This window comes from Nocardioides psychrotolerans, from assembly GCF_943371775.1.
Classification (GTDB): Bacteria; Actinomycetota; Actinomycetes; order Propionibacteriales; family Nocardioidaceae; genus Nocardioides; species Nocardioides psychrotolerans_A.
On record NZ_CALRWD010000002.1, the window covers coordinates 119,913 to 140,824 of the forward strand.

The 20,912-nt window shown below is 70.8% G+C and carries 19 protein-coding genes and 1 tRNA gene; 11 read left to right on the forward strand and 9 right to left on the reverse strand.

The window, feature by feature from the left end:
* Position 1 precedes the first annotated feature (1 nt).
* Positions 2-2,392: an FdhF/YdeP family oxidoreductase gene (locus tag AAG827_RS01440; RefSeq protein ID WP_341923988.1), complete on the reverse strand. Its 2,391-nt coding sequence runs from the start codon at positions 2,390-2,392 to the stop codon at positions 2-4.
* A 121-nt stretch (positions 2,393-2,513) separates the two neighbouring features.
* On the opposite strand from AAG827_RS01440, the gene AAG827_RS01445 reads away from it, so the two are divergent.
* Positions 2,514-3,389: a hypothetical protein gene (locus AAG827_RS01445; protein WP_341923990.1), complete on the forward strand. Its 876-nt coding sequence runs from the start codon at positions 2,514-2,516 to the stop codon at positions 3,387-3,389.
* A gap of 21 nt (positions 3,390-3,410) precedes the next feature.
* On the opposite strand, the gene AAG827_RS01450 is transcribed toward AAG827_RS01445, so the two are convergent.
* Positions 3,411-4,598, reverse strand: coding sequence for a homogentisate 1,2-dioxygenase domain-containing protein (locus AAG827_RS01450; RefSeq protein ID WP_341923991.1), 1,188 nt, complete (start codon positions 4,596-4,598; stop codon positions 3,411-3,413).
* A 76-nt stretch (positions 4,599-4,674) separates the two neighbouring features.
* Here AAG827_RS01450 and AAG827_RS01455 point away from each other — a divergent pair, with 76 nt between their 5' ends.
* The 3 genes from AAG827_RS01455 (at position 4,675) to AAG827_RS01465 (ending at position 7,721) form a co-directional block, all read left to right on the forward strand.
* Positions 4,675-5,403, forward strand: coding sequence for a hypothetical protein (locus tag AAG827_RS01455; RefSeq protein WP_341923992.1), 729 nt, complete (start codon positions 4,675-4,677; stop codon positions 5,401-5,403).
* A complete protein-coding gene (locus AAG827_RS01460) occupies positions 5,400-6,527 on the forward strand; it encodes a fumarylacetoacetate hydrolase family protein (RefSeq protein ID WP_341923993.1) in 1,128 nt (375 codons plus the stop codon). Before AAG827_RS01455 ends, AAG827_RS01460 begins: the two co-directional genes overlap by 4 nt.
* 123 nt (positions 6,528-6,650) lie before the next feature.
* On the forward strand, positions 6,651-7,721 hold the full coding sequence (locus AAG827_RS01465; RefSeq protein ID WP_341924040.1) for a glycosyltransferase: 1,071 nt from the start codon (positions 6,651-6,653) through the stop codon (positions 7,719-7,721).
* Here the strand turns inward: AAG827_RS01465 and mptB are convergent.
* The gene (mptB, locus tag AAG827_RS01470) at positions 7,650-9,206 is read right to left on the reverse strand and encodes a polyprenol phosphomannose-dependent alpha 1,6 mannosyltransferase MptB (protein ID WP_341923994.1); all 1,557 of its coding nucleotides are present in this window, start codon (positions 9,204-9,206) and stop codon (positions 7,650-7,652) included. The genes AAG827_RS01465 and mptB overlap by 72 nt on opposite strands.
* A gap of 96 nt (positions 9,207-9,302) precedes the next feature.
* Between mptB and AAG827_RS01475 the strand changes: the two genes are divergently transcribed.
* Together AAG827_RS01475 and AAG827_RS01480 are read left to right on the forward strand one after the other, a co-directional pair.
* Positions 9,303-9,770 carry a nitroreductase family deazaflavin-dependent oxidoreductase gene (locus tag AAG827_RS01475; protein ID WP_341923995.1) on the forward strand — a complete coding sequence of 156 codons (468 nt, stop codon included), beginning with the start codon at positions 9,303-9,305 and terminating at the stop codon, positions 9,768-9,770.
* 30 nt (positions 9,771-9,800) lie between these two features.
* A complete protein-coding gene (locus AAG827_RS01480) occupies positions 9,801-10,739 on the forward strand; it encodes a metallophosphoesterase (protein WP_341923997.1) in 939 nt (312 codons plus the stop codon).
* A 60-nt stretch (positions 10,740-10,799) separates the two neighbouring features.
* Here the strand turns inward: AAG827_RS01480 and AAG827_RS01485 are convergent, their stop codons facing one another.
* The gene (locus AAG827_RS01485) at positions 10,800-11,516 is read right to left on the reverse strand and encodes a hypothetical protein (protein ID WP_341923998.1); all 717 of its coding nucleotides are present in this window, start codon (positions 11,514-11,516) and stop codon (positions 10,800-10,802) included.
* 162 nt (positions 11,517-11,678) lie between these two features.
* A tRNA-Tyr gene (locus tag AAG827_RS01490) sits at positions 11,679-11,761 on the reverse strand.
* Positions 11,762-11,867: 106 nt separating this feature from the next.
* Here AAG827_RS01490 and AAG827_RS01495 point away from each other — a divergent pair.
* The 4 genes from AAG827_RS01495 (at position 11,868) to AAG827_RS01510 (ending at position 16,829) form a co-directional block, all read left to right on the forward strand.
* Positions 11,868-12,359, forward strand: a complete 492-nt coding sequence (locus AAG827_RS01495; RefSeq protein WP_309648345.1) for a YajQ family cyclic di-GMP-binding protein — start codon at positions 11,868-11,870, stop codon at positions 12,357-12,359.
* Between the two features lie 143 nt (positions 12,360-12,502).
* Positions 12,503-13,591 carry a hypothetical protein gene (locus tag AAG827_RS01500; RefSeq protein ID WP_341923999.1) on the forward strand — a complete coding sequence of 363 codons (1,089 nt, stop codon included), beginning with the start codon at positions 12,503-12,505 and terminating at the stop codon, positions 13,589-13,591.
* A 176-nt stretch (positions 13,592-13,767) separates the two neighbouring features.
* A complete protein-coding gene (locus AAG827_RS01505) occupies positions 13,768-14,415 on the forward strand; it encodes a hypothetical protein (RefSeq protein ID WP_341924000.1) in 648 nt (215 codons plus the stop codon).
* A gap of 155 nt (positions 14,416-14,570) precedes the next feature.
* Positions 14,571-16,829 carry an MMPL family transporter gene (locus AAG827_RS01510; protein WP_341924001.1) on the forward strand — a complete coding sequence of 753 codons (2,259 nt, stop codon included), beginning with the start codon at positions 14,571-14,573 and terminating at the stop codon, positions 16,827-16,829.
* Between the two features lie 101 nt (positions 16,830-16,930).
* Here the strand turns inward: AAG827_RS01510 and AAG827_RS01515 are convergent, their stop codons facing one another.
* The 4 genes from AAG827_RS01515 to AAG827_RS01530 are packed head-to-tail and all read right to left on the reverse strand — an operon-like array spanning position 16,931 to position 20,531.
* On the reverse strand, positions 16,931-17,902 hold the full coding sequence (locus AAG827_RS01515; protein WP_341924002.1) for a sulfate ABC transporter ATP-binding protein: 972 nt from the start codon (positions 17,900-17,902) through the stop codon (positions 16,931-16,933).
* Between the two features lie 34 nt (positions 17,903-17,936).
* The gene (locus AAG827_RS01520) at positions 17,937-18,746 is read right to left on the reverse strand and encodes a sulfate ABC transporter permease subunit (protein ID WP_341924003.1); all 810 of its coding nucleotides are present in this window, start codon (positions 18,744-18,746) and stop codon (positions 17,937-17,939) included.
* Positions 18,739-19,617: a sulfate ABC transporter permease subunit CysT gene (cysT, locus tag AAG827_RS01525; protein ID WP_341924004.1), complete on the reverse strand. Its 879-nt coding sequence runs from the start codon at positions 19,615-19,617 to the stop codon at positions 18,739-18,741. The genes AAG827_RS01520 and cysT overlap by 8 nt, the downstream gene beginning before the upstream one ends.
* Positions 19,614-20,531, reverse strand: a complete 918-nt coding sequence (locus AAG827_RS01530) for a sulfate ABC transporter substrate-binding protein (RefSeq protein WP_341924005.1) — start codon at positions 20,529-20,531, stop codon at positions 19,614-19,616. The genes cysT and AAG827_RS01530 overlap by 4 nt, the downstream gene beginning before the upstream one ends.
* Between AAG827_RS01530 and AAG827_RS01535 the strand changes: the two genes are divergently transcribed.
* Positions 20,530-20,661 carry a hypothetical protein gene (locus tag AAG827_RS01535; protein ID WP_341924006.1) on the forward strand — a complete coding sequence of 44 codons (132 nt, stop codon included), beginning with the start codon at positions 20,530-20,532 and terminating at the stop codon, positions 20,659-20,661. The two genes, AAG827_RS01530 and AAG827_RS01535, sit on opposite strands and share 2 nt — an antisense overlap.
* The last annotated feature ends 251 nt before the right edge of the window (positions 20,662-20,912 follow it).

The following is a 20,912-nucleotide window of genomic DNA, read 5'->3' on the forward strand; positions in this document are numbered from 1 at the left end:
GTCAGGCGAGGTGCGTGGGCTGGGGACTGCGCTTGGCCTCGTCGCCGCGCCCACCGGATCCTGCGGCAGCGCCCGTCGCGCCGGTCGGCCCCTCGGGACCGCCGTCGCACGGCTCGAGACGGACGACGACGGACTTGTAGGCCGGCTGGTTGCTGCCGTCGGCCTTGGAGTCCAGCGGGACCAGGGGGTTGGTCTCGGGGTAGTAGGCACCGGTGCAGCCGCGCGGGGTGTCGTAGGAGACCACGCGGAACGCCGGCGCCTGACGCTCGACGCCGTCCTCCCACTCGCTGACGATGTCGACCATCTGACCCTCCTCGAGGCCGAGGGAGACGATGTCGTCGGGGTTGACGAAGACCACGCGGCGACCGTTCTTGATGCCGCGGTAGCGGTCGTCGAGACCGTAGATCGTGGTGTTGAACTGGTCGTGGGAGCGCATGGTCTGCAGCAGCAGCCGCCCCTCCGGCACGTGGAGCACCGAGGTGGGCGTGCAGGTGAAGATCGCCCGGTCCTGGACCGTCGGGAACGTGCGGGTGTCGCGCGGCGGGTGCGGCAGCACGAAGCCGCCGGGCTGCGAGACCTTCTCGTCGTAGGCCGCGCAGCCGGGGACGACGCGGGCGATGCGGTGGCGGATCTCGCTGTAGTCGGCTCGGAAGGCCGACCACGGGATGCCGTGGCGGTCGCCGATCGTGGCCTGGGCCATCGAGCAGATGATGTCGACCTCGGACCTCAGGTGCGGCGACGCCGGCTTGAGCGGCCCGACCGAGGAGTGCACCGAGCAGAGCGAGTCCTCGACCGTGATCCGCTGCGGCGCGCCCCCACCCGTGAGGTCCTTCTCGCTGCGACCCAGCGCGGGCAGGATCAGCGCCTGCTTGCCCGTCACCACGTGCGACCGGTTGAGCTTGGTCGACACGTGCACCGTCAGGTCGGCGTTGCGGAAGGCGGCCTCCGTCACGGCCGTGTCCGGAGCCGCGGAGACGAAGTTGCCACCCATGCCGAAGAAGAACCTGGCCTTGCCGTCGCGCAGGGCCTTGATGGCGGCGACGGCGTCGTAGCCGTGCTCGCGTGGGGGCTCGAAGCCGAACTCGTCGCGGATCGCGTCGAGGAAGTGCTCCGGCGCCCGCTCCCAGATGCCCATCGTGCGGTCGCCCTGCACGTTGGAGTGCCCGCGCACCGGGAAGAGCCCAGCGCCGGGCTTGCCGATGTCGCCGCGCAGGAAGGAGAGGTTGGCGATCTCCTTGACGGTGGCCACGCCGTTCTTGTGCTGCGTGATGCCCATCGCCCAGCAGTAGATCGTCTTCTCGGAGTCGGCGATCATCCGCGCCGCCTGCTCGATCTCCTCCCGAGTGAGACCGGTCGAGGCGAGGACGACGTCCCAGTCGAGCTCACGCAGATGAGCGGCGTAGTCCTCGAAGCCGTAGGTGTGGCGCTCGATGAACTCACCGTCCAGCGCGCCCCACTCCAGCAGCAGCGAGCTGATCGCCTGGAGCAGTGCCAGGTCGCCGTTGATCCGCACCGCCAGGTGCAGGTCGGCCATCCCGGTGCCGTTGCCGACGACGCCTCGCACGTTCTGCGGGTTCTTGAAGCGCACCAGGCCCGCCTCCTTGAGCGGGTTGATGGCGATGACCTTGGCGCCGTTGGCCTTGGCCTCCTCGAGCGCGGTCAGCATGCGCGGGTGGTTGGTGCCGGGGTTCTGGCCGGCGATCACGATGAGGTCGGCGTGGTGGACGTCGTCGAAGGTCACCGACGCCTTGCCGATCCCGATCACCTCGGCGAGCCCGACCGAGGTGGACTCGTGGCACATGTTGGAGCAGTCCGGCAGGTTGTTGGTGCCGAAGGCGCGGACGAACAGCTGGTAGGCGAACGCCGCCTCGTTGGAGGTCTTGCCCGAGGTGTAGAAGATCGCCTCGTCCGGCGAGGCGAGGTCGTTGAGCTGACGCCCGATCAGCTCGAACGCGCCGTCCCAGGAGATCGCCTCGTAGTGCGTGGCGCCCTCGCGCAGCACCATCGGCTCGGTGATGCGGCCCTGCTGACCGAGCCAGTAGTCGGTCTTGCCACCCAGCTCATCGAGGGAGTGCTCGGCGAAGAAGTCCGGCGTGACGCGGCGCAGCGTCGCCTCCTCGGTGACCGCCTTGGCGCCGTTCTCGCAGAACTCGGCCGTGTGCCGGTGCGAGGGGTCGGGGTCGGGCCAGGCACAGCCCTGGCAGTCGAAACCGTCGGCCTGGTTGAGCTTGAGCAGCGTCTGCGCCGTCCGGCGCACACCCATCTGCTCGATCGAGCGCTTCATCGACACGGCCACGGCGGTCGTGCCGGCCGCCGCGTGTGCGCTCCCCCCGACCTCGAGGTCCGACTCGTCGATGTCCTGGCGCGGTGCTCTTCTTCCCATGAATGCCATGTACCCATCTTGGGCCGGTCGAACAACAGTACGTAACACCACTGTCCGAGGGGCCTTGCAGACGCTAGTTTCGAGCCGAGCCCGCGCCACCCCGGTCCTGCGGCGTCACGAAGGAGTCCCCATGTCGAACTACGGACCTCCGGGCGGCATGCCGCCCGAGCAGCCGCCCAACGGCGGCGACGGCACTCCCCCGCCGCCCCCGCCACCGCCTGCCGGTGGTTACGGCGCACCGCCGCCCCCGCCTCCGGGCGGCTATGGCGCGCCCCCTCCGGGCGGCTACGGAGCACCGCCGCAGGGCGGGTCGGGCTGGGACGTGGGCTCGGCGCTCAGCTGGTCGTGGGCGAAGTTCCAGGCCAACGTCGGGCAGATCATCATCGCCGCGCTCGCACTCTTCGTCGCGATCGCGGTGATGGTCGGCATCAGCATCGGCCTGCAGTCGCTGCTGCTCTCGTCGGCGACAGCGTCCTACGACCCCAACACGGGCGCCTACAGCTATGACGACGGCAGCGGCTTCTTCGCGGTCCTGATCGTGGGTGCGCTCTCGGCGGCCCTGATCCTGATCGTGGCCCAGGTCGTCGGCGCCGGGCTGATCCGTGCCTCGCTCGACGTCACCGAGGGCAAGCCCTTCCTCACCTCGACGGTGTTCAAGTTCGACAAGATCGGGCCGGTGCTCATCACCAGCCTGATCATCGCCGGGCTGACCTTCGTCGGCACCATCTTGTGCTACCTGCCGGGACTCGTGGTCGCGTTCTTCACCAGCTACAGCCTGCACTTCGTGCTGGACAAGGGACTCGCCCCGATGGACGCGATCAAGGCGAGCGTCAACCTGGTCAAGGACAACCTCGGCTCCGCCATCATCTGGTACATCGTCGGTGGCCTCGTCGCCGGCGCCGGCGCGATCGCCTGCGGCGTCGGCCTGCTCGTCACGCTGCCGCTGTTCCTGCTGGGCTCGGCCTACACCTACAAGCACCTCACGGGACAGCCGGTCGCACCCTGACCGCTGCCTGATCGCACGACCTCAGGGGAGGACCCGGCCCGCCCAGCTCCAGGCGTACGCCGGGTCCTCCGCTGCGATTCCGGCCTCACCGAGGTCGAGGGGCGCGAAGGTGTCGACCATGACGGCCGACTCCTCGAAGGCCTCCGCGCCGAGCGACGCCTCGATGGCCGAGGGCTGCGGACCGTGGGCGTGACCGCCCGGGTGGAGCGAGATCGAGCCGATCCCGATGCCCGACCCCTTGCGCGCCTCGTAGTCACCGCCGACGTAGAACATGACCTCGTCGCTGTCGACGTTGGAGTGGTAGTAGGGCACCGGCACCGCCAGCGGGTGGTAGTCGACCTTGCGGGGCAGGAAGTTGCAGATCACGAAGTTCCACCCCTCGAAGACCTGGTGCACCGGCGGCGGCTGGTGGATCTTGCCGGTGATCGGCATGTAGTCGTCGATGTTGAACGTGTAGGGGTAGAGGCAGCCGTCCCACCCGACCACGTCGAAGGGGTGCGTCGCGTAGGTCATGCGCGTCCCCACGATCCCCGCACTCGTGCGGTGCTTCACCAGCACCTCCACGTCGGTGACGTCGGGGCCGTCGGCCAGGTGGACCTGCGTGGGTCCGTGCAGGTCGCGCTCGCAGTAGGGCGCGTGCTCGAGCAGCTGGCCGTGCTTGGAGAGGTAGCGCTTGGGCGGGGCGACGTGGCTGTTGGCCTCGATCGCGTAGAGCCGGCTCGGCTCCGCCGGCACCCAGCGGTGCGTGGTGGCCCGCGGCACGACGACGTAGTCGCCGGCGCGGTAGGCCAGCACACCGAAGACGGTCTCGACCGTGCCGGTGCCGGACTCGACGTAGACGCACTCGTCGCCGATGGCGTTGCGGTAGAGCGGCGAGGGCTCGGCGCCGGTGACGACGTAGCCGATGCGGACGTCGTTGTTGCCGAGGACCAGCCGCCGGTCGGTCACCGGGTCCGTGCCGGTCTCGAGGTCGTGGAGCCGGAGGTGGCGCGGCTTGAGGGGGTGGTTGGGAGTGCGGGACTGGTCGGGCAGCTCCCAGACCTCGCTGGCGACGATCGCCGAGGGGACGCCGCGGTGGTAGAGCAGCGAGGAGTCCGAGGAGAACCCCTCCTCCCCCATCAGCTCCTCGTAGTAGAGGTGGCCGTCGGGGTCGCGGAACTGGGTGTGCCGCTTCTGCGGCACCTCGCCGACCTGGCGGTAGTAGGCCATCGCTCCTCCTCCTGCTCGTAACGTCCTATGAGCGGACGCGTGTGTCCGCTATCTGGCACCTCGTTAGGGTAGCCCCGTGACCGCACTCCTGGAACCCGTCTGGTCCGCCCTCCTCGACGAGGAGGCCGCGCAGCCGCCGCCGGCAGGTGGTGGCGAGCACCCCGCCGTGCGCGCCCTCGTCGTGCGCGACACCGACCTCCCCCTGCTGCGGGGGTCGACGCGCGCCCTGCACGTCGTCGTGTCCGGCGGAGCCGGTCAGCTCGCCGGCCCGGCCGGACTGGCCTCCCGCCTGGGGCTCACGCTGGTCGGGCTCGAGGTCGCGCTGCGCGACCACGACGACCTCGCCGGCAACGCCCGCCGCGTCGTGACCGCCGTGGACGTGGCCCGCGCGGAGGGCGTGCTCGACGAGGAGCTGCCGGTCCACGTCGGCCTGCCCGCGGGCGAGCCGACCCACGGCTGGCTGGCCGCGGCCGACGAGGTCGCTGCGGCCGAGCTGCGTCTGACGCTGGTCCCCGCGGGTGTCTCCCCCGTGGTCCTGGCCACGTGGATCGACGCCGCCCTCGACCGGGAGACCCCGTTCCGCACCGGCGGCGACGGGCCCGGCCCGCTCCCCCTGCTGGCGGCCACCCGGCTCGCCTTCGACGGGGCCGGCCGTGACGAGGTCGTCGCCGCGCTCGAGTCGTGCGACGCCGCCGCCCTGGCAGCCACCGACCTGACCGGCGTACGACGGTGGGTGACGGCGGTGGGGACCCCCGACGTCACCGCGGCGCTCGCCGACCTCCGGTCGCGGGGGCTGGTCGCGTGAGCGGGTCCGCCGGCTGGGGACCGGACCACCTGCCCTACGGGATCTTCTCCGTCGACGACGACGGCCCGCGGGTGGGCGTCCGCTCCGGCGACCGCGTGCTCGACCTGCACGCCGCGACCGGGCGCGCGTGCTTCGCCGAGCCGTCACTCAACGCCTTCATGTCGCTGGGTCCGGACGCGTGGGCCACGACCCGCGCCGAGGTCACCGCGCTGGCGCAGAGCGCCGACCCGCCGTCGTACGACGTCGGCGCGGTGCGCCTGCACCTCCCGATCGAGGTCGCGGACTACGTCGACTTCTACAGCTCGCTGCACCACGCCACCAACGTCGGCCGGATCTTCCGGCCCGACGACGACTCCTTGCCGACCGCCTGGCGACACCTGCCGATCGGTTACCACGGGCGCGCCGGCACGGTCGTCGTCAGCGGCACGCCGGTGGTGCGACCCAGCGGCCAGCTCGGCGCCGGGCTGTTCGGGCCGAGCCGTCGCCTCGACCTGGAGGCCGAGCTGGGCTTCGTGGTCGGGGTCGGCTCCGAGCCCGGGATCCCGGCGTCGCACGACGACTTCGCGCGGCACGTCTTCGGCGTGGTGGGGCTCAACGACTGGTCGGCGCGCGACCTGCAGGCCTTCGAGTACGTCCCGCTCGGGCCCTTCCTCGGCAAGTCGTTCGCCACCTCGATCTCGCCGTGGGTGACGCCGCTGGCGGCGCTCGAGGCGGCGTGGACCGACCTGCCGGGCCAGGAGCCGCGGCCGCTCGACCACCTCGCGCCCGACCGGGCCCGCGGCCTCGACATCGACGTGGAGGTGGTGCTGGACGGCGAGGTCGTCAGCCGCCCGCCCTACTCCTCGCAGTACTGGTCGCCGGCGCAGATGCTGGCGCACCTGACCTCCAACGGCGCATCCCTGCGCACCGGCGACCTGTTCGCGTCGGGCACCATCAGCGGGCCCGAGCCGGGACAACGCGGCTCGCTGCTGGAGCTCTCCTGGGGTGGCACGCAGCCTTTCGCCGGGGGGCGCACGTTCCTCGAGGACGGTGACGAGGTGGTCCTGCGCTACTCCGCCCCCGGCACCTCCGGCGGCCGGATCACCCTGGGCGAGGTCGTCGGTCGGGTCGAGCCGGCCCGCTGACCTGATCGGCACCCGTTCCGCCGGAGGTCGCGTCAGGCTCACGGCGCGTTCACCGGCACGCGGCAGGGTCGGGAAGTGCGCATCGCCCAGCTCGCCAACTTCATCGGTCCTGCCTCCGGCGGCATGAAGCACGCCGTCGACGCCCTCGGCCGCGGCTACGTGGCTGCGGGGGCCGAGCGGCTGCTGATCATCCCGGGCCCCGTCGACGACGTCACCAGCACCGACCACGGCGACGTGGTCCAGGTGCGGGCGCCGCGCGTGGGCAGCGGCTACCGCCTGATCGTCGAGCCGTGGCGGGTGATCGACGTGCTGGAGCAGTGGCGGCCGACCTCGGTCGAGCTCAGCGACAAGCTGACCCTCCTCCCGGTGGCCCGCTGGGCCCGTCGTCGGGAGGTGGCCAGCGTCCTGATCTCGCACGAGCGCCTCGACGACATGCTCGCGATGCGCACCGGCCTGGACGTGAGCGCCAAGGCCTCGATCAAGCTCCTCAACCGGATCCTGGTCCGCTCCTTCGACGCGGTCGTCGTGACGTCGCGCTATGCCGAGGGCGAGTTCCGCTCCGTCGCGGACGCCGCCGGTTGCCCCGTGCGACGGGTGCCTCTCGGCGTCGACCTGGCGACCTTCCGCCCCCACGAGGGCCCCACGCGCGGGGACGTGCTGCGGCTGGCCCACGTCGGCCGCCTCTCCCGGGAGAAGTCACCGCACCTGGCGGTGGCCACCGCCGTGGAGCTGCACCGGCGGGGGGTGCCGGTGCGGCTCGACGTCTACGGCGACGGACCTCACCTCGACGAGCTGCGGGTGCTCGCCGGTGACGCTCCGGTCCACTTCCGCGGCTTCGTCGAGAGCCGGGCCGAGCTGAGCCGGGCGATCTCCTCGGCCGACGTCGCCCTCTCGGTGTGTCCCGGCGAGACCTTCGGCCTCGCGGTGCTGGAGGCCCTGGCCAGCGGGACCCCCGTCGTCACCGCCGACCGGGGCGGGGCCCGGGAGCTCGTGGACCGGCACTCCGGGGCCTGGGGCACGCCCGACCCGAGCGCCCTGGCCGACGCCGTGCTGCGCGTCGCGGCCCGCCCGGAGCGTCCACGACGCGCGGCGGCTCGCCAGCGGGCCGAGCTGTTCCCGTGGTCACGCTCGGTGGAGCGGATGCTCGACGTGCACGCCGAGCTCACCGACCGGGCGCTGCGGCTTCCTGCCTGAGGCGCGCACCCGGGCCGGCACCACCGCCGGGGCCGGCGCAGCGGGTGGCCAGACGGCGCCCACGATCCGCTCGAGGCGGTCCCGAGCCCGTGAGGTGAGCAGCAGCACGGGCAGCAGGAGGGCCACGAGCATGCTGCCGAGCACGATGGCGAGGTAGGCACCGTGCAGCGACGAGTCCAGCGGCGCCACCAGGCCCGCGACCGTCGCGGTGGCGAGGAGCCCGACGGTGCCCAGTCGCGAGAGGCGCAGCACCGCGAGGAACGGCACGACCCACAGCAGGTACCAGAGGTGGACGACCGGCCCCAGGAGCACCGTCGCACCGACCATCAGGGCCAGCCCGTGCAACGCCTCGGGGCGCGAGCCCGTGCGACCACGCAGCGCGACGTGGAGGATCACCCCGACGGTGACCAGCGACCCCAGTCCGCGCACCAGGCCGAGGAACGTCGCGGGCCCCAGGTCGAGACCGACCACCGAGGCGGTCCAGTCGAGCGCCCCACCGAGCAGCGTCGTCACCGAGAGCGGGGTGTTGACCGTGCCGGGGACGGCGAGGCCGTGGACCCAGCCGACGCCCAGCCCGGTCACCACGCCGAGACCGGCCACGGTGCCGAGCGCGAGGGCCGCGGCGCCGGCCAGCCGTCGTACGCGGGCGGCGAGGGGGGCGCCCACCGGGAGCGACACCAGGACGATCGCGACGCAGACCAACCCCCCCGGCACCTTGACCGCGGCCGCCAGGCCCCCGACCACGACGCCGAGCCACCAGGTGTGCTCGACGGCGAGGACGAGCGCGGCGGCCATCAGCCCCACCATCAGCAGGTCGTTGTGCAGCCCGCCCACGCCGTGGGCGAGCATCAGCGGCGAGGCGAGGACCACGGCCGACGCGAGCGCCGGGTCGACCCCGCGCCACTGCGCCAGCCTCGGGATCGCCCAGGCGAGGAGGGCGAGACCGAGCAGGGCGACGACGCGGTGGCCGACGACGAGCACCCAGGGATTGCCGGTCTCGCCGGCCGCGAGGCCGCCCAGCGCGAGCGGCACCGGACCGTAGGGGGCGATCGTGTCGAGCCAACGGGGGTCGACCGCCTCGACGACGGGGCCGCGCAGCACCGACGGTCCGTGCTCGTAGGGCGAGAGGCCGACATGGGCGAGCATGCCCTGGGCGGCGTAGGACCAGCCGTCCCGCGAGAACAGCGGTGGCGCGAGCACCAGCGGCGCGGCCCAGACCACGGTGGCGTGACGCACCAGCGACAGCGCGTCCTCGCGGTCGTGCCCACGAGCGAGGGCGACGTGGCGGCACAGCGTGAGCCACTGGCCCGCGAGGAGTCCGAGACCGAGGAGCACGAGGGTCAGTCCGGCCATCCGACCGGCCTCCTCCCCGCGCAGGGCGCCGAGGAGGTCCCAGTCCATCACCGGCGACGAGCGGGGCAGGGTGGACACCACCAGACCGCCCAGGAGCACCAGGACGGAACCGACGAATCCACGAGTCAGCACGGATGCACGGTAGGGAGCGTCGGCGAGGAGCCGGCGGCGCGTTCCTGAACCGCAGACGAACCATCGGCGACGCGACGACTGCCCTACATTTCCCCCATGGGTCTCCTCACTCCGCTCGCCGTGCGCATCGGCGCGCTCTCCTGGATGCCGAAGCTGCTGCCCCAGGTCGTCTGGACCGACAAGACGCTCCAGCGCGCGACCAAGGGCCGGGTGACGATCCTCGACATCGCCGGCCTGCCCAACCTGATGCTCACCGTCGCGGGCCGCAAGAGCGGGATCCCCCGCACCACTCCCCTGCTGTGCGTCCCCCACGCCGGCGGGTGGCTGGTCGCCGGCTCCTACTTCGGCGGGCCGGACATGCCGCTGTGGGTCAACAACCTGCGAGCCGCCACGACCGCGACCATCCGCTACTCCGCCCGTGAGCACGAGGTCACCGCACGCGAGGTGGAGGGCGAGGAGCGGGCGCGGATGTGGCAGGTCATGCTCGCGACGTGGCCCAACTTCGCCAAGTACGAGGAGCGCACCACCCGGCTGATCCCGGTGTTCTACCTCGAACGCACCTGACGCACCTCGCCCCGGCCCTACCCTGACCGGATGCACCTCCAGCTCGGCCAGCACGCGCCGCCGACCCACGTCATCGCCCACCTCAGCGATCCCCACCTCCTCGCCGGCGGCGTGCTCCAGTACGGCGTCGTGGACCCCGAGGCCGGGCTCGTGCTGGCCCTCGAGCGACTGACCCACGTCGACCCGCCCCCGCAGGTGCTGGTCTTCACCGGCGACCTGGCCGACAAGGCCGAGCCGGCGGCGTACGCACGGCTGCGCGAGCTGGTGGAGCCGGCCGCGGAGGCCATGGGCGCGCAGGTGGTCTGGGTGATGGGCAACCACGACGAGCGCGCGGAGTACGCCGAGGGGCTGTTCGGCGAGGCCTCCGACGCGCCCCAGGACCGGGTCTACGACGTCGACGGGCTCCGCGTCATCGCCCTGGACACCAGCGTGCCGGGCTACCACCACGGGGAGCTCGAGGACAGCCAGCTCACCTGGCTGCGCGATGTCCTGGCCACGCCCGCAGAGCACGGCACCGTGATCGCGATGCACCACCCCCCGATCCCGCTGCCGATGCTGCGCGCCGCCGAGATCATCGAGCTGATGGAGCAGGACCGGCTCGCCGAGGTCGTCCGCGACACCGACGTGCGCTCGATCGTCGGCGGCCACTTCCACTTCTCGACCTACTCGCAGTTCGCCGGCGTCCCGGTCAGCGTGGCCTCGGCCTCCTGCTACACCTCCGACCCGGCACCCGTGGAGCGCTTCGTCTCGGGCGTCGACGGCCACCAGGCCTTCACGATGATGCACGTCTACGCCGACCGGATCGTGCACACGATCGTGCCGCTCGCGCAGGCGCCCGAGATCCAGGGCTACCCCTCGGACGTGGTCGCCCAGGTCGAGGCGCTGAGCCCCGAGGAGCGCCGCGAGATCCTGTCGCGCAAGGACTCGCCGTTCAACATCGACGGCGAGAGCCACGCCCCGCGCGCGTGAGCCCCGGACAGCACGATGCCCCCGGACCGTCGCGGTCCGGGGGCAACGCTGCGCTCTGGGTCAGGCGATGATGACGTAGAACGCCTTGCGGTTGGCGTCGGTGGTCACCGAGCCGTCGCTCAGGCGCGGGGAGACGACGAACGACTGGGCGTTCTGCGCACCGGACGGGGCGCAGTTGGTGCGACCCGCCGGCGGGGTCGTGGGCGCGCCGGTGTTGCAGCGGCTCACGGCGATCTCACCGGAGAACTCGGCGTTGGCGTCGGCGCCGGCGGTGCGGCCGGCCATGCCGCCGCCGTCCTGGTCGATCGTGTTCTGCAGGATGATCGACGCCACGATGGCGTTGTCAGCGAGGTCCTCGCCCGCGTTGATGTAGACGTTGCCGTTGGCACGCAGGCTGTTGTCGGGGGCCGGGGCGACCGCCGTGTTGGGCAGCGTCGGGTAGCCCGCGACGAGCGTGAAGCCGCCCGACTGCGCCTCGATCTGGCCGGCGGCGTTGATCAGCACCCAGCGGCCGGTGCCGTCGGCACCCGCGGGGCCGGCAGGACCCTGGGCGCCCTGGGCACCCTGGGGCAGCTGGCCCTCGCGGAAGTCGCGGGCCAGGAGACCCCCGTCGGCGATGTCGTTGGACTTGAGCTGGTTGTCCTTGACGTCCGCCGGCAGGATCGAGCCGTTGCGGATGTCTTCGGAGCCGATGGTCGCCACGGCGTAGGACGTGCCGCTGGCGGCGACGACGAGCGCTGCGATCGACACGAACATCGAGGGAGAGGGGAGTCGCATGGGAGGAGCCTTCCGGTCGGGAGCACGCGACCGCCTGTGGTCGCTACTCGTCCTTCGGAGCCGCCCCTGGAGCGGATTTGACGCAGATCACACCAGATCGAAATTCTTCTGGCCCTGAAATGACGGACGCCCCGGCATCGGATCGCGATGCTGGGGCGTCGGTGGCAGGTGCAGGATTCGAACCTGCGTAGGCATAAGCCGACGGATTTACAGTCCGTTCCCATTGGCCGCTCGGGCAACCTGCCGGGGTCGTCGCGCGCCCGGTGTTTGGTCGAGCGGCAACGAGGCGAAACAATAGCGCAGCGAAACCCGCGAGCGAAAAACGCACAGACCAGGAGCAGGTGATCTCAGATGGGCGACTCGTCCTTCGACATCGTGAGCAAGTACGACCGCCAGGAGGTCGACAACGCGCTCGGCCAGACCGCGCGGGAGATCGCGACCCGGTTCGACTTCAAGGGCACCGGCGCGACGATCGAGTGGCAGGGCGACGAGGCCATCGAGATCACCGCCTCGGCCGACGACCGTGCTACGGCCGTCCTCGACGTCTTCCAGGGCAAGCTCATCAAGCGTGACGTCAGCCTGAAGGTGATCGACGCCTCCGAGCCCCGCCAGTCCGGCACGGTCTCCAAGATCGGCATCGCCCTCAAGGAGGGCATCAGCTCCGAGGACGCCAAGAAGATCTCCAAGCTGATCCGCGACGAGGGCCCCAAGGGCGTGAAGGCGCAGATCCAGGGTGACGAGCTGCGGGTCTCCTCCAAGAAGCGCGACGACCTCCAGGCCGTCCAGGCCCTGGTGCGTGGCGAGGACTGGGACTTCGCGGTGCAGTTCACCAACTACCGCTGACCACGCTCGGCAACCGCGCAGGGCCCTTGAGCCGAACCTGACGGAGCGCAGACCTCCGCTGGACCTTCGAAATCTAGCGTTGGCACAGCCACCCCGCCGGGGCGGCCATCGCTCTTGAAGACTCGCGGAAGCAGGGACACCCCATGACGCCCAAGACCCACGTCACCTCACGCCAGAAGGTCGGATTCCTCGGCCTCGCCTCGCTCGCCATCCTGGGGTCGTTGACCGCCGCGGGCCCCACCAACTCAGCCTTCGCGGCGGCCAGCGCCACCTGCGACGCCGCTCTGTTCACCATCAGGGCGGAGGACTCGGTGACCGGCGCCGTCCTCGCCGGTGCGAGGTTCCAGGTCAAGAGCGACCTCGCCCTGGCCGCCACCACGTTCGTGCGCGCCGGCAACCACGTCGCGTCCGGCGGGGCCTTCAAGGACGCCTTCGTGGCGCAGGACGACGGCTTCTACACCACTCCCCAGGGGCAGGCACTGCAAGGCGCCTCCCAGGAGACACTGGGCACCAACAACAAGCCACTCAACCCGCCCGACATCACCGGCACGCTCAGCATCAACGGCCTCGCCGCCTACCTGGAGTGGGTCCTGGACGCGGACGGCCGCATCGCGGCATTCAAGGCTGACGTCGAGCGGCGGCTTGCCGCCCTCCAGGCCGCAGACGCAGCGTTCCCCGACCTGGCCACCCAGGACCCGCTCCTGGACGCCCACATCGCAGCGGAGATCGCCAAGCTCGTGGCGCTCCTGGTCAACATCGACGTCTCCTTGAACTCCGCGGGGAACCTGCTCGCGTTCGAGACCGCCTACGACCAGTTCACCAACCCCGCCAACTGGACCTACGGCCTCTCTGAGAACCCGTCGGTGGCCCTGAAGGACGACGTCGTGGCGCGCAGCTGGCCGGACTCCAGCAGCGCCGCCGCCGCGGCCGTGCAGGCCTTGCCGCTCGTGAGCGGTCTGACGACGGACGCAGGCGGCGAGACCGTGTTCACCACCTTCGGCGTCGCCCAGGCCTACGCCGACCGCAACACGCACGGTGACACCACGTGCTCCCAGCAGGTGGCACTCGTCAGTGCGATCGTCGCCCCTGTCGGCTACGTGCTCGACGGCGTCAGCAACACCTTCACCACCGTGGCTTCCGACGGCACCGGCATCGGCTCGATCACGTTCACGTTCACGCCGGAGAGCGTGGTCGACCCCGTGGTTCCCGTCATCACCTCCACGGGTCTCTGAGCTCCTCCCCGGACGCGCCGGGCGGGGCCCCACGGGGACCCCGCTCGGCGCTCGGAGCCGTGACAGGACGCGCGCTCGCGTTCCCCGCCCCGCCCCCGCCCCGCCCGAGCCCCCACCACTCGCATCCAGTCCTCTGCCACGGCCGAGGTCACTGAGCCCGTCCCGAAGGAGCACCCATGCGGCACCAGAAGACCGTCCTCGCTCTCGCCGTCCTCGTCCTCGTGCTCGTCGGCGGCAGCGCCTACCTGCTGTTCTGGGAGGACGAGCCGGTGGCCCCGGGCAACGGTGCCACCGTCGCCCAGGCACCCCCTCCGACCGGCACCGTCCTCTGGATCCCGAACGTGAACGAACAGGACAACGAACGCTGCGCCCCCGCCTACGACGGCAGCACCGTGGTCGACGGCCGTGCCGACAAGAAGTACAGGCCCACGGCCTGCGAACCGGTGCCGGTCCTCGCCATCCCCATCGACGGCCCCTGCCCGGTCGACCCCAACAACGGTGTGATCGGCGCTCCCTCCGACTGGACCCACGGGTGCTCCTACCAGCACGACAAGGGCGGCCTGGCCTACCTGGGACACTCGGTGCGCGGGCCTCGGGCCGGTGCCTTCGAGTACATCCACGAGCTCCGGCCGGGGCAGGAGGTCATGGTGGACGACTTCGAGTACACCGTGGTGTCGGTCAACAAGTTCCGAGCCGACGGCCTGCCGCAGCGCCTCTGGGCGAAGGGCCACTTCTCCTTGATCACCTGCTTCATGGACGCATCTGCCGACGCCGGTGGCGAGATCACCACCAACACCGTCGTGGAGCTCACCGACCAGCCGTGACCGCCCGCGACCAGCCGTGAGCGCCCGGGTGAGCTCACGGTCGGCCGACGGCATTTCGATCAGCGTTGCCCGGATCGCCTCGAACGGCGTCTCGTGCGCCGGCCGCTCATGCCGCCTGGCCGCGAACGCCTCCCCTCACCTACGGAGAACTCCTCATGGCCACCTTCCTCTACCGAGTGGGGCGCACGGCGTTCCGGCGCCGTTGGACCTTCATCGGCTCCTGGTTCCTCATCCTGCTTGCCCTCGGCGGGCTCGCCGGGGCGTTCGGCAAGAGCGCCGACGCGCAGCTGTCCATCCCCGGGGTGGAGTCGGTCGAGGCGACCGAGCTCCTCCAGGACCGCCTTCCCGACAGTGGGGCCGGTGGCCCCACCGCGAGGATGGTGTTCGCTGCCCCTGACGGCGCGAAGGTCACCGACCCGGCCTACCAGGCCGCCATCATGGAGAGCCTCGCCGCGGCGGGCTCGGCCGAGCTGGTCGCCTCGGTGAGCGATCCGTTCGAGACCCAGACCGTCTCCCAGGATGGACAGATCGCATACGCGACGGTGTCCTACAGCGGCACCTTCGAGGACCTGACTCCTGAGGTGCAGGACGAGCTGGTGGCCGCCGAGCAGCCGGCCGAGGATGCCGGGTTGCAGGTCGAGCTCGGCGGTGAGGCCACCCAGGCCACCGCCGAGCAGTCCGCCACCGAGATCATCGGTGTCGGGGTCGCCCTGATCGTGCTGGTGGTCACCTTCGGCTCCCTGCTCGCCGCCGGCCTGCCGCTGATCACCGCCCTGTTCGGCGTGGGAGCCGGCATGGCCGGCGTCACCGCCCTGTCCTCGGTCGTCGACCTCACCAGCACCGCCCCCACCCTCGGCCTGATGATCGGCCTCGCCGTCGGCATCGACTACGCCCTGTTCATCGCCATCCGGCACCAGGAGAACCTCGCCCAGGGCATGCCCGCCCACGAGGCCGCCGCCACCGCCGTCGGCACCGCCGGATCCGCCGTCGTGTTCGCCGGCGCCACGGTGATGATCGCCCTGGCCGGCCTGGCCGTCGTCGGGATCCCGTTCCTGACCACCATGGGCCTCGTTGCCGCCGGCATGGTCGCCATGGCCGTCCTGGTCGCCCTCACCCTGGTCCCCGCCGTCCTCGGCCTGGCCGGTGAACGGTTCTCCCGCTGGCCCGTCCCCGGCCTGAAGAAGCGCCAGGCGAACCTCGCCGCCCAGGCACAGGAGAACGCCGCCGGTGAGGGCAAGGAGCCGTTCGGTGCCCGCTGGGCAAGGATCGTCACCCGTCGCCCGGTCGCGTTCCTCCTCGCCGGCATCATCGGCACCGGCATGATGGCCGTCCCGGTGCTGGGTCTCGAGCTCGGCCTGCCCGACGACGGCAACCTCGCCGAGACCACCACGCAGCGCAAGGCCTACGACCTGCTCGCCGACGGCTTCGGCAAGGGGTTCAACGGCCCCCTCACCCTGGTCATCGACGCCCAGGACACCACCGGCGCCGGTGGTGTTCAGCAGGCCGCCGAGGCCACCGTCGATGCCATCACCGGTCTCGACAACGTCGTCGCGGTCACCCCGCCGGTCATCACCCCGGGCGGCGACACCGCGATCCTCAGCGTGATCCCCGAGTCCGGCCCCGCCGCGACCGAGACCAAGGATCTCGTCCACGAGATCCGCGAAGTCCGGGGCGACGTGGAGTCGGCCACCGGCGCGGACGTCCTGGTCACCGGCAACACCGCCGTCGGCATCGACATCTCCGACAAGCTCACCAACGCCCTGCCGATCTTCCTGCTCATCGTGATCGGGATCTCGCTGGTGCTGCTGATGATCGCGTTCCGCTCCATCGTGGTGCCCATCAAGGCCACCCTCGGGTTCCTGCTCAGCCTCGGCGCCACCTTCGGAGCACTGGTCTTCGTGTTCCAGCAGGGCCACCTCGCCGGGCTCATCGGCCTGGAGACCACCGGACCGATCATCAGCTTCCTGCCCATCCTTCTGGTCGGTCTGCTGTTCGGCCTCGCGATGGACTACGAGGTGTTCCTGGTCTCCCGGATGCGTGAGGACTACGTCCACGGCGCTACCCCGGTGGAGTCGGTGGTCGGTGGATTCCGCCACGGTGCCCGCGTCGTCACCGCCGCCGCCCTGATCATGGCCTCGGTGTTCGCCGGATTCATCCTCGGCGACGACGCGACGATCAAGTCCATCGGCTTCGCGCTGGCGTTCGGCGTCCTCATCGACGCCTTCGTGATCCGGATGACCCTCGTCCCCGCTGCCATGGCCCTGCTCGGCGACAAGGCCTGGTACCTGCCCGCCTGGCTCGAGCGGATCCTGCCCAACGTGGACATCGAGGGCGCCGCCCTCGAGCACCGCACTGGCAACACCACCAGCGCGGCCGACAGCGACTCCACCGAGGTGCGTCAGCCGGTGGGCTGAGCTGTCCCACCTCAACCTCCGCACGGCCCGTCCGCCCCGTCCCCGACACCCGGCGGGCGGTCCGCGCAGACCAGCTCACCGGCCACGACGGCCGGCAGTCGTCAGACAGCGAGCATGGCCGGCACCGTGGTCGCGCCCGAGGCCGCGGCGAGCCACACCTGGGAGCCCTCGACCAGCTCGAGCTGGCGCGCGTGCGTCCTCGTGAGCACGACGGTCACCTCGCCGCCCCCGGTGGTCACGGTGAGGCGCACCTCGAAGCCCACCCGCAGCACCCGGGTGACCTGACCGGCGATCGCGCCGGCGACGCCGGGGTGGGCCGACACCTCGATGTCGTGGGGCCGCAGGCGCACGGGGCCCAGCTGGGTGACCTCGCCCAGGAAGCCCATGACGAAGTCGTTGGCCGGCTCGTCGTAGAGCTGGTCGGGGCTGCCGATCTGCTCGACGCGGCCCTCGTTGATGACCACGATCTCGTCGGCGACCTCGAGGGCCTCCTCCTGGTCGTGGGTGACGAAGACCGTCGTCACGTGCACCTCGTCGTGCAGGCGGCGCAGCCAGTCACGCAGCTCCTTGCGCACCTTGGCGTCGAGGGCTCCGAAGGGCTCGTCGAGCAGGAGCACCTTCGGCTCGACGGCGAGTGCCCGTGCCAGCGCCATGCGCTGGCGCTGGCCGCCCGAGAGCTGCGAGGGCAGCCGGTGGGAGAACTGCGAGAGGTGCACGAGCTTGAGCAGCTCTTCGACCCGGTGCTCGATCTCGGCCTTGGGCCGCTTGCGGATCTCGAGCCCGAAGGCGACGTTCTTGGCGACGGTCATGTGCTTGAAGACCGCGTAGTGCTGGAAGACGAAGCCGACGTTGCGCTTCTGCGCGGGCAGCCGGGTGGCGTCGGTGCCCTCGATGCTGATCGTCCCGGTGTCGGCGGTGTCGAGACCGGCGATGATCCGCAGGAGCGTCGACTTGCCACCTCCCGAGGGGCCGAGCAGGGCCGTCAGCTGGCCGGTGGGCAGGGACACGGAGACGTCGTCGAGGGCGACGAAGTCTCCGAACTTCTTGGTGACGTTCGTGACGTCGATGCTCATGGTGGGTTCCTTCGGGGTGCGAGTGCGAGAGGGGTCAGTGAGCGCGCTTGGGGCGCAGGAAGGCGACGACGACCAGCGCGGCGATGCTCACCACGATCAGCAGGAACGACGTCGCGTAGGCCGTCTCCTGCTGGAAGTTCTGGTACTTCGCCTCGACCACGAGCGTCGCGGTCTGGGTCTGCCCGGTGATGTTGCCGGAGACGATCTTGACGGCGCCGAACTCACCGAGGCTGCGGGCCAGGCTGAGCACGACGCCGTAGACGACCGCCCACTTGATGCTGGGCAGCGTGATCCGCCAGAAGGTCTGGCGGGTGCTGGCGCCGAGGCTGCGCGCCGCCTGCTCCTGGTCGTCGCCGATCTCGTGGAGCACGGGGACGACCTCGCGGATGATCAGGGGCAGGGCCACGAAGCACGTCGCCATGACCATGCCCGGAGAGTCGAAGATGATCTGGAACCCACGGCTCTCGGCCGTGGGGCCGATCCAGCCGTCCCGCCCGTTGTAGACGAGCAGCAGTGCCAGGCCGACCACGACCGGGGACACCGAGAGCGGCAGGTCGATGAGCGCGGACAGCACCCGCTTGCCGGGGAACTCGAAACGCACCAGCAGCAGCGAGATCCCGACCCCGAAGACGAGGTTGATCACCACGGCCCAGAAGGCGACCATGAGCGTCAGCTGGAGGGCCCCGACGACCTGCTCGTCGCTGAGCGCGTCGGTCAGGTTGGAGATCCCGTTGCTGAAGGTCTGCTGCACGACCAGGCCCACGGGCCAGGCGACGAGGAAGAACACGTAGCCGACGGCGACCAGCCGCAGGAGCCACTTGGTGGGGGTGGAGACGTCAACCACGGCGGGCCACCCTCCGCTGCACGATGTCGAGCGCGACGATCACGACCAGCGCCACCGCGAGCATGATCGACGCCAGCGCGGCGGCCGACTGGGTGTTGCCGTTCTCGATGAAGGTGAGCACCCGCACTGAGACCACCTCGGTCTGGAACGGTCGGTTGCCGCTGAGCAGCACCAACGAGCCGTACTCCGAGATCGCCCGCGCGAAGGAGAGCGCCGCACCGGCCGCGATGGCCGGGGCCAGGCTGGGCAGGATGATCCGACGCACGATCGTGGCCCGGCTGGCACCGAGGGAGGCCGCGGCCTCCTCGACGTCGGCCTCGAGCTCCTCGAGCACCGGCTGCACGGTGCGCACGATGAAGGGCAGCGTGACGAAGGCCAGCGCGAGGGTCACGGCGTTGGGCGTGAAGGCCCAGTGCAGCCCCAGCGGGCTGTTGGGTCCGTAGAGGGAGAGCAGCACCAGCCCGGCGACGATGGTCGGCAGGGCGAACGGCACGTCGATGATCACGTCGAGCAGCCGCTTGCCCCAGAAGTCGTCGCGCACCAGCACCCACGCGATGATCGAGCCGATCACGATGTTGACCAGGGTCACGACCAGCGCCTGGGAGACCGTCAGCGTCACCGCGGCCCATGTCTGGTCGTTGCGCAGCACGTCGACGTAGCCCGACCAGCCACCCTGCCCGGCGGCGGCGATGACGGCGGTGAGCGGGATCAGGACCAGCAGGCTGAACCAGATCATGGCCACGCCGAGCCCGAGGCCGGCGCCCCGGGTCAGCGTGTTGCGTGGCGTCGTACGGCGAACGCGCCGCGGCCGGCGTCCCTCCAGGGACGCCGGCCCGGCTTCAACGCTCGCCCCGATCAGGGCGGAGGTCATTCCTCGCCGACCTGACCGGTGGTCTGCTGGAGCTCGGTGATGATGCCCAGCGGGTTGCCCTCTTCACCGTCGCCGAAGTAGAGGTCTGCGGCTTCGCCCCACCCGTTGAAGGTGTCGTCGATCGTGAAGAGCGTCTCCGGCGTCGGGAACGGGTCGGCCGGGTCGTTGGCACCCTCGACGTCCTCGATCTCGACTCCGTCGACGACCGGACGGAAGCCCGACTGGGCGTAGTCGGCCTGCGCCTCGGGCGAGGTCATGAACTCGAGGAAGGCCTGGGCGGTCTCGTCGGCGTCGACCGTGACGGTGGCCGGGTTCTCGATCAGGAGCGTGTCCGGCGGGACGACGTAGTCGATGTCGGCACCGCTCTGCTTGGCCAGGATCGCCTCGTTCTCGTAGGAGAGGAGGACGTCGCCGGACCCGTCGGTGAAGGCGGTGGTCGCCTCACGACCACTGCCGGGGAGCGCGATGGTGTTGTTGAGCAGGGAGGTGATGAAGGCACGGGCCTCCTCCTCGCTGCCACCGTTGCCGGTGATGTGGGCCCACGCCGCCAGGATGTTCCACCGCGCCGAGCCGGACGAGCCGGGGTTGGGCGTGATGATCTCGACGCCGGGCTCGACGATGTCGTCCCACGTCTCGATGCCGTCGGGGTTGCCCTTGCGGACCACGAACACCACGACCGAGGACGTGGCGATGCCGTTGGTGGCGTTGTCCTTCCAGTCCTCGGCGACCAGGCCCTCACCCACGAGACGCGTCACGTCGGTCTCGAGGCTGTAGTGGACGACATCGGCGTCCGCCCCGGCGACGACCGCGCGGCTCTGGTCACCCGAGGCGCCGTAGGACGTCTGGAAGGTCACGTCCGCGCCGTCGTCGGTGCCCTCGAAGTCGTCGAAGACGGGCTCGTTGGCCGCCTCCATGACCGAGAAGGCATTGACACTGATCGTCTCACCGGAATCGCTGCTACCACCCGACGTAGAGCACCCGGTCAAGGCCAGCACCCCGGTGACGGAAGCAGCCACCGCGGCCTTGATCGTCTTCTTCATCTGATCACTCTTTCGTTCGGTGCCGGACGCGGTCGCCCGGCATCGTTGTCCCTAATGTCGAGCAGACTACTCATCTTTAGTGAGTAAGGGCGAATAGAACCGCCGTGTCGCGAGTCACTGGTCCAGACGGGGAGACGGCCTTTGGTCCGGGCGAGGGCGGACTATCGTGGAGGGTCGCGACGGGGCTACGCCCATAACTGGAACGTGTTCCAGTTATCGCGATCCCCCGGTTACGATCGCGGGGCAAGGGAACGT

Bases quoted from the DNA above. Each gene is read 5' to 3' on its own strand.
- AAG827_RS01530 (WP_341924005.1), bottom strand. From the start codon at position 20,531: ATGGAGGCGGCCAACGAGCCCGTCTTCGACGACTTCGAGGGCACCGAC.
- AAG827_RS01510 (WP_341924001.1), top strand. From the start codon at position 14,571: ATGGCCACCTTCCTCTACCGAGTGGGGCGCACGGCGTTCCGGCGCCGT.
- AAG827_RS01485 (WP_341923998.1), bottom strand. From the start codon at position 11,516: ATGCGACTCCCCTCTCCCTCGATGTTCGTGTCGATCGCAGCGCTCGTC.
- AAG827_RS01450 (WP_341923991.1), bottom strand. From the start codon at position 4,598: ATGGCCTACTACCGCCAGGTCGGCGAGGTGCCGCAGAAGCGGCACACC.
- AAG827_RS01480 (WP_341923997.1), top strand. From the start codon at position 9,801: ATGCACCTCCAGCTCGGCCAGCACGCGCCGCCGACCCACGTCATCGCC.
- AAG827_RS01440 (WP_341923988.1), bottom strand. From the start codon at position 2,392: ATGGCATTCATGGGAAGAAGAGCACCGCGCCAGGACATCGACGAGTCG.
- AAG827_RS01475 (WP_341923995.1), top strand. From the start codon at position 9,303: ATGGGTCTCCTCACTCCGCTCGCCGTGCGCATCGGCGCGCTCTCCTGG.
- AAG827_RS01535 (WP_341924006.1), top strand. From the start codon at position 20,530: ATGACCGAGAAGGCATTGACACTGATCGTCTCACCGGAATCGCTGCTA.
- cysT (WP_341924004.1), bottom strand. From the start codon at position 19,617: ATGACCTCCGCCCTGATCGGGGCGAGCGTTGAAGCCGGGCCGGCGTCC.
- AAG827_RS01500 (WP_341923999.1), top strand. From the start codon at position 12,503: ATGACGCCCAAGACCCACGTCACCTCACGCCAGAAGGTCGGATTCCTC.
- AAG827_RS01445 (WP_341923990.1), top strand. From the start codon at position 2,514: ATGTCGAACTACGGACCTCCGGGCGGCATGCCGCCCGAGCAGCCGCCC.
- AAG827_RS01515 (WP_341924002.1), bottom strand. From the start codon at position 17,902: ATGAGCATCGACGTCACGAACGTCACCAAGAAGTTCGGAGACTTCGTC.
- AAG827_RS01505 (WP_341924000.1), top strand. From the start codon at position 13,768: ATGCGGCACCAGAAGACCGTCCTCGCTCTCGCCGTCCTCGTCCTCGTG.
- AAG827_RS01495 (WP_309648345.1), top strand. From the start codon at position 11,868: ATGGGCGACTCGTCCTTCGACATCGTGAGCAAGTACGACCGCCAGGAG.
- AAG827_RS01465 (WP_341924040.1), top strand. From the start codon at position 6,651: ATGAAGCACGCCGTCGACGCCCTCGGCCGCGGCTACGTGGCTGCGGGG.